The organism is Pelomonas dachongensis (assembly GCF_043555865.1).
GTDB lineage: Bacteria > Pseudomonadota > Gammaproteobacteria > Burkholderiales > Burkholderiaceae_C > Pelomonas > Pelomonas dachongensis.
This window is the reverse complement of sequence record NZ_JBIGHY010000050.1, coordinates 1-299: the sequence shown is the minus strand read 5'-3', so window position 1 is coordinate 299 and position 299 is coordinate 1. Positions and strand designations below refer to the sequence as shown.

The following is a 299-nucleotide window of genomic DNA, read 5'->3' as shown; positions in this document are numbered from 1 at the left end:
GCAACTCGCTGTGGGCACGGCCCCGGCGACCAGCGGCGGGTCATGTCGGGTTGAGCAGCGGCTGACGCGATCGTTCGGGATTGAAGTTCATGACGCTGTTGAATCCCGCCATAGCCGCTGCCAGCAAGGCCGTCCATACGGCGGTCAAGGCCAAGTAGACGTGCTTTAAGCAGCCGGCCTGCAGCTGGCGCCGCAGCGCCCGCAGCAGCCAGCGGATGTTGAAGCCGGCTGCGCACAGCACCGCGTGCAGAGCGTCGCCCTCGCTGCCCTTGAGCCAGCACTTGTCCATCCGGTGGTCG

At 66.9% G+C, this 299-nt stretch carries 1 pseudogene; it reads right to left on the bottom strand.

From position 1 onward, the window contains the following. Positions 1 to 40 precede the first annotated feature (40 nt). Positions 41 to 299: pseudogene (locus ACG02S_RS26275) on the bottom strand (hypothetical protein); the annotation flags it as partial.